This is a genomic window from Mesorhizobium sp. M5C.F.Ca.IN.020.29.1.1 (genome assembly GCF_003997375.1).
Classification (GTDB): Bacteria; Pseudomonadota; Alphaproteobacteria; order Rhizobiales; family Rhizobiaceae; genus Mesorhizobium; species Mesorhizobium wenxiniae.
The window spans coordinates 1-6,491 of record NZ_RZSW01000361.1 but is presented as its reverse complement, the minus strand read 5'-3'; the positions used below and the strand labels follow the sequence as shown (position 1 = coordinate 6,491).

Below are 6,491 nucleotides of genomic sequence, written 5' to 3'. Positions count from 1 at the left end.
CGCGCGAGGCGAGCGGAACGACGATGGTTCGAAGTAGGACATTCTTCACGACCCCATTTTCCTTTCGGTTTCGGTTGGGGTTCGCTTACCTTCGAGTACTCAAGATAGTCGCATAAGATAGATTATGCACTTTCGCTACGAAGATAATCGAACTTTATGACTATATTAGTTAACGCTTAGTACATTGCGTTACCGCAAATCACGTAGGCCGTGATTTGCGGTTCGCCGTCAAGAGCGGAGAATTCACTTAGTGACGATTTTTTCTGCTGCACAGCCGTTTGAACACGGCGACAACGACGCAAAACGCGCCGAGATAGGCCAGCAGAACGAGGAGAGGACCGAGAACATTCATCACGAGCACCACGGGATGAATTTCCGGGTTTCCCCACCGGCCCCACGAGAGGCCGCAAGCGGCCGATCAGGGCGGGCTTTACAAGTGCGCGACGGGGTCGAATGCTTTGCATGCACAGAGCCAGCGCCCTTTTCTTTTCGGGTCGCGGATGGGAGAGCCACAGCCCGCGCAGCGGGCAGGGCATAGGCTGCTTTCGCAGCCGGGGGGCTAGCCGCCCCCACACCCCGGCTTTGACGGTTTCCCGGCATGAAGGGCTGGACAGACGCTGAGATAAGCAGCGGTCGCCCGTAGTGCTTGCCGCGTTCCGTTGGCGCTAACAGCCCAGCCGCTACGCGGCTGTCGTGCTTCGCACGCAACCGGGCCACGCGTTCGCTTCGCTGGACAGCCGCCACGCTTGGAGCCAGCGGCAGCAAGGAAGGGGCCGGGAGAGAAGAGAGCCTGACACGCGCGCCATAGGCTACTTGCCTTGAGACTGCGCGCGGTACCGGTCGCCGGGAGGTATCCCGTCGCGGCCGAGCGCTTTCAGAAGCGCGGTTTCGGCGCTCCCGTTTTTTCCGATTTTCGTATGCCATACCAAGTCTCCCTGCGGGTTGAGATAATACCATAACCGACCGATTATGGTTTCACTGTAATAGCAGTTGTGCGAGGCACTGAAAAGCGGGGTTGATCCGCCTGGAGGCGCAGCCGGTGGCTTGCGAGGCCCGTAAACTGGCTTTTCGAACCGAAGCGGTTCCTCAAGCACGGTGTTGCGGTCGCACCACCAATCCACCAGATCGGAATGCGGCCAGCGGTCGTTACCGTGGACCGTTTTCCAAGCTTCAACGAAGCTGGACAGGAACACCCCACCGGCAGCACTGGTTTTAGACAGGTAAAACAGTTCCGGCTTGCCGGTTTTGGAGTTCAGCACATCAGGGAACCAATAGAAGCTATCGCGAGGCGATACACCCTGAGTTGCGTAATCCATCGCAAGTTTTTGGAAGTAAGGCACCCCGATAGCCGGGTTTTTCGACAAGACGAATTTTGCCTGTTTGCTTTCGTCCGCTCCCGCGTCCTTATAGAGATACTTCACCACATAGCGGATGGATGCATTGGTTGCGATTTCCCACTGGGAAAATCCGTGTTTCCAATGCTTTTCATCAATCCGAGCATTCAGATATATTTCCGGAGCTTCCGATTGATAAAATAAGATCAGATGCCAGTGCGCACGGCCCTTTTTAGAGCCGTATTCACCTACTGCGAAATATCGGAAATTGTGTCCGGACTTGCGGAGACGCTTTAGATATTTCTGCACATCTGAATAAGTCAGTACTTCCGACGCGGGGTTAGTGTTTCCTCCCCCATAGGTCAAAGTCACAAAGCGAGTTGTGACGGCAGTACGACTTTCAGCAATGCATCGGCCGACCCAATCTTGGGCACGGACACTCATGCATTGCATACATTTACGACACCCAACAACTGAGCCGTTTTGCAGATTGCGAGGACTACTGCACATAGGAACGCTCATTGCTGGAGGTGTCAGTAATTGCACTATACGACGAGAGTGTGCGTGCATGCGGCGCGCGCGTGGGACCGCGCGACGCCGCCGTCAAGAGGCTTGACGAAGACCCGGATTGAGTCCACAGAGGGTGCGTTATAAATAACGCGGGTCTAAAGAGGTTGTTAACCATGGTTGCTCCGAGCTTAGAGACAAAGAGATTGCAGAACCGGGAGCGCCAAAAGCGCCACCGGCTAAGGCTGGCAGAGATGAACAGACACACGATGACCATCACGTGCCACAGCCATCAGGTGGCCGGGCTGATGGACCTCATCAGAGCGTTGATAGCCGATCCAGAGCTAGAAGCTGGACCGGCTAAGAACTCACGAACGGGCCGGCTTGTGAAAGTTCGCTGAGACCAGCGCTTTCCAGTTACGCAACTCCCAATGGGCCGGATCCCAATCGAAATTATCGCCCGGCCCGTCATCGCCGCCCCAATTGATTTTCAACTGATTACGGGCGGCGACGTCCTTTCCGATATGGCCGATCACGGCCCATTCGCGCTTGGTGAGGTCCCACGCGCGGCGAGAGTGGACGAGGTCCACAGCACAACCATAGTTGTGAGCGCTTTCACCGGCTTGCGCCTTGCTTGTTCCAGCCGCGTACGCGGCATCCTGCGCCGCACTGTCGCGCACGAGACAGTGCGCGAACATGGGCACACCGAGCGCCCGCAGCTGGCGCTGGAAGGCATCGAGGAATGCCAGGAGTTCCGGCCGAGAGCCTTCACGATCGGCGCGCAGCTGCTGCGCCGCGTAGCGCTCACCCATCATGAATGCGCGATCGCGCAGGCCCTGCAGCACGGTTTCATGCTCGGGCGAGGCAGCACGAGCGGGCAGGGTGGTTTCGCAACCAGCTATGAGCTTGAGAGGCATGGGAGGTTCCAATCCGCGTTGGTGATAGAGAGAGACCGCGACGGCAGAAGCCCGGGCACGAATGCCCGAGCTTGCCGCATGTTGTTCACCAGTTCCCGGCATCAGGCTTGTTCGCCGGTGCCGCCATCTGGTTGACCGTTGCCCGCGTCACCGGCCGGCCCATTTCCCGCCTGTGATAATTGCGGGTTCCCCACCCCGGCGGGAGGGATCGAGCCGCCGCTCGCGCCACCGCTGGGCTTTGCTGCGCCAGCCGCTTTTTGTAATTCTTCACGTTGCGGAGCCTGTCGCTGATGAACACCGTTGCCGGTGCCGGAAGTTTCGCCATTGCCGTCATTCCTTTCTGTTGGCAGTAGCGCCATACGGCGCGCTATTTCCTCATCCATCTGGCGCAAACGCGCTTCCATGTTTTGGTTCATGAGGAATTCCATATATTCGACCTCCGGATTGCGCTGCCGGCGATGCGCGATCTTGAGGAAGGTATCCCCGGGGTTCGGGCTTTCGAGGTTGAACACCTCATATTCCGGCGTCTGGAAAAGCAGATACTGCCCGGCCGCAAATTGCGGGGTCAGAGACACACCGCCCTTATCGACAGACATTTCGATAACCGACATGCCGGGCGGGGTCAGGCAGAGGAACTCCGCGATGAGCTCGCCATCTTCCGGATCGAACCGCTCGACGAACCACGCAACCTCATCCGAGGCGCGCACATCCAGCCGGATTTTGCGCGGCTTATGCTTGTCGAATTTGATGGTGCTTCCCGGCGCGACCTGCGACCAGCGGCCCAAATCACCAATGCGAACGATAGTGGTCATTTTGCTTTCCTTTTTCACTTAGTGAGATTGAGAGGAGGGAAGGGGGCTTGCGCCCCCCCTTTTGATGTTTACGACTGAACGATACGCGTCTGGTCGATTTTCGCCAGCACGGCCGCGTAGTCGTTGGTTGCTTCGATAAGCGGCGGGCCAAAGACGGTGTTTCCTTCAATGAGGAAATCGCCCTGGGAGACGACCTCGAACGGGTCTTGGTTGGTCACGACAAACACCGACGTATTCATATTCGTGCACAGGTAGAAGTCCGTGCCGAGCGTCGGGTTGACCGTCTCGACCGCCCAAAGGCGCTGACGATCTTCATCGAACGGCGCAGCCGGGTCAGGCTTGTAGAACTTGCCACCGATACGCGGCTGCATGACGTTCCAGCGGAAGTTCAGCGGCGCATAGCCGAACGTGCCATTCGGCGTGGCGTGGGCCGTATCGACATAGCGGTTCGGCACCGCCTCAACCTTTTCGGGGTCGAGAGTGTCGCGCAGGTAGTGCGGGAACGCGCCGCCCGTATCGGGGTTCGCACCGGCCACTACCGGATAATGGTAGAGCGGGTCGGCCTGACGCTCGAAAAGCTGCTCCGGCGTGATTTCCGCAACAACCATGATGACGCCGCCGACAGGGACGCGAGGCGTCTGGATTGCCATGTCAATGGCGGTAGCACCGTTGACGACGCTTTCGGTCAGGTTTGCCGCATCCGAAGCATAGCGCTTGCTCATGCCGAAGATGGTTGTTTGCTCACCGAGCAACATAGGCTGGCGAAGCGCCTGCTCGGGAATGGTCAAGCCATCCATCAGCATATTGATCAGATAGGCGTCCTCGATCTCATTGTAGTGCGTCCGCAGTTCGGCAAACGCCTGCGTTTTCTTCGCCATTTCGATATTGGCGAGCGAGACGGTGATCCCGTTCGACGCCAGTTCGGCGAAGATTTTGGGGATCGCCGTGCCCACAACGCCGGTGGTCATTTCGACTTTGAAAGAGGCATCCGTGCCGATAGGCCGGTGGAACGCATAGTTCCGGGTTGTGCCATCGCTTTCCTTGACGCCTGCAAGCGCAGTCGGAGCGTTGGCCAGACCGTTAACGCCGATACCCTTGATCGGCAGTTGCCCGTTGACGACGTTCAGCGCCACGTTGCCATCGATCAAGGCTTGATCGAAGTCCGGAACGATATGCTTGAACTGCTCGTGCCGCCAAAAGGCAGGAGCCAACGACTTGTCGGTCAGGGCGCGGAGCGCCAAATCCGGCGAGCGGTTTTTCGCCCGGAAGTTCCAGATTTCGTTGTACGCCTCATGATAGGCGGTCGTGACCGTGTCGCCGGTCTTGGCATGCAGGCCAAGGTAGACCTTGATATCGTCCGAGGTCGCGGCGTTGAACACTTCGCGCTGGACGAACGGTTGCACCGGTCCGGCATTGTACTGCGCCACACCCTCGTAAGCCCGGTTAACCGCATCGACACTGTCGAAGCGGTTGAACGCGGACCATGGGACGAGATAGGCCTTCACCGAGACATAGACGGCGTTCATCAGGATTTCCGCCGTTTCCATCATTTCGAAGGTGAAGCGCAGACGGCCCGAGCGCACGGCATCTTCGCGCAGCAACGGTACGGCAGCGATTGGCACCATCTTGCCAGCGGGCAGGGAGGTGATGCCGCGTGCCGTGTGAACCCGGTTGGAACGGTTCACCATGATAGGCGTTGTCAGCATGCGGTTCATGCGAAGCATGTCACCCGACTGCGGCGCGACCTCAGCGGAGTTTTTTGGAGTAGGCATTTGTTCGACCTTTCAAAGTGCGCACAATGCGCGTTGATTTTTTGGAGATTGCCCGGAGCGTCCGGGCGACGGCTTTGCGCCGCCGTGCACAGGCGGCGCACGGCATCACCAACCCCCCGGAGCCGGGGCGTTTTGGTAGGTCCCGAGAGGCAGGGACCACGCGCCAGCACCCGCCAATGGCGGAAGCTGGAATGCGTTTCCGGCGGGCAGGTTGCCCGACGACGAGGGCGGTTTGGCCCACCGCTTGACCGCGCCCAGCGCGTCGGTCAGAGGCGTCTTGCCGAGCGGGCGGGCGATGTTTTCGCTAAGGTCGCCAAGCGCATTAAGACCGCCGCCGATCCAGCCGCCGATATCGGAATAGCGAGCCTCCCACGCGTCAGCATCGACAAGCCGATTATCTACTACGCCGGCGGGCAGGGGATTGGTCACAGTGACCCTGCCATTCGCTGCCAATTGCTTGGCACCGAGAGAGAGGCCGGCGGCACCGGCCCGCCGCAACACCGGCCCGGAAGGCGTTGCCGCCGTCCGGTTGTACGAGCCGGTGGACGCGTTGAGGTTGGCGATTTGCGCCTCAACGAGCCGGCTTTCCTGCTCCCGCTTCGCATCCGCGAACGGATCGAAGTTTTGCAGGAAATTGCCGGCAGCGGAGAGCGCCGCCGACAGCCCACCCGGGCCTTGCGTCGTCGTCGAGGTGAAGCCGGCCGAGCCGCCATTGCGAATGGCCGTCAGCGGGTTGAAGCCCGCTTTCTCGGCCTTCTTGACCATCTCCGAATAGTTGACCGTCGAGGTTGTGGTTTCGTCGTCACCGCCGAAGAGGCCGCCGAGAGCACTCATAGCCCCGCCGATAAGCGCCCCGATGAATTAGGCGCCCTCCCGATGGTCGGCACCGACGAGCGCGAGCGCCTTGCCGGTGATCACGTCACACACAACCAGAACAACAGCCAGGAGGCCATTCGCGAACTGGTCTGCAAGAGTACCGTCGAGGCCCTGTGCCATGAGATAGGCGGCAAGGGCGGTTCCGGCGCGCGAGGCGAGCGGAACGACGATGGTTCGAAGTAGGACATTCTTCACGACCCCATTTTCCTTTCGGTTTCGGTTGGGGTTCGCTTACCTTCGAGTACTCAAGATAGTCGCATAAGATAGATTATG

The 6,491-nt window shown here is 59.2% G+C and carries 6 protein-coding genes; all 6 read right to left on the bottom strand.

All coding sequences use genetic code 11. The features are described from left to right. Positions 1-809: 809 nt before the first annotated feature. A complete protein-coding gene (locus tag EOA85_RS24055; protein WP_127211427.1) occupies positions 810-1,778 on the bottom strand; it encodes a hypothetical protein in 969 nt (322 codons plus the stop codon). Positions 1,779-2,209: 431 nt separating this feature from the next. Beyond that, positions 2,210-2,758 carry a hypothetical protein gene (locus tag EOA85_RS24050; RefSeq protein ID WP_127211426.1) on the bottom strand — a complete coding sequence of 183 codons (549 nt, stop codon included), beginning with the start codon at positions 2,756-2,758 and terminating at the stop codon, positions 2,210-2,212. Positions 2,759-2,859: 101 nt separating this feature from the next. Next, positions 2,860-3,570, bottom strand: a complete 711-nt coding sequence (locus EOA85_RS24045) for a hypothetical protein (protein ID WP_127211425.1) — start codon at positions 3,568-3,570, stop codon at positions 2,860-2,862. A 68-nt stretch (positions 3,571-3,638) separates the two neighbouring features. Beyond that, positions 3,639-5,075, bottom strand: a complete 1,437-nt coding sequence (locus EOA85_RS24040) for a hypothetical protein (protein ID WP_127211424.1) — start codon at positions 5,073-5,075, stop codon at positions 3,639-3,641. A 372-nt stretch (positions 5,076-5,447) separates the two neighbouring features. Then, positions 5,448-6,107, bottom strand: a complete 660-nt coding sequence (locus EOA85_RS24035) for a hypothetical protein (protein WP_127211423.1) — start codon at positions 6,105-6,107, stop codon at positions 5,448-5,450. A gap of 96 nt (positions 6,108-6,203) precedes the next feature. Next, complete coding sequence (locus EOA85_RS24030; RefSeq protein ID WP_127211422.1) at positions 6,204-6,413, bottom strand: hypothetical protein; 210 nt, start codon at positions 6,411-6,413, stop codon at positions 6,204-6,206. Between the last annotated feature and the right edge of the window lie 78 nt (positions 6,414-6,491).

Bases quoted from the DNA above. Each gene is read 5' to 3' on its own strand.
- EOA85_RS24055 (WP_127211427.1), bottom strand. From the start codon at position 1,778: ATGAGTGTCCGTGCCCAAGATTGGGTCGGCCGATGCATTGCTGAAAGT.
- EOA85_RS24050 (WP_127211426.1), bottom strand. From the start codon at position 2,758: ATGCCTCTCAAGCTCATAGCTGGTTGCGAAACCACCCTGCCCGCTCGT.
- EOA85_RS24045 (WP_127211425.1), bottom strand. From the start codon at position 3,570: ATGACCACTATCGTTCGCATTGGTGATTTGGGCCGCTGGTCGCAGGTC.
- EOA85_RS24035 (WP_127211423.1), bottom strand. From the start codon at position 6,107: ATGGTCAAGAAGGCCGAGAAAGCGGGCTTCAACCCGCTGACGGCCATT.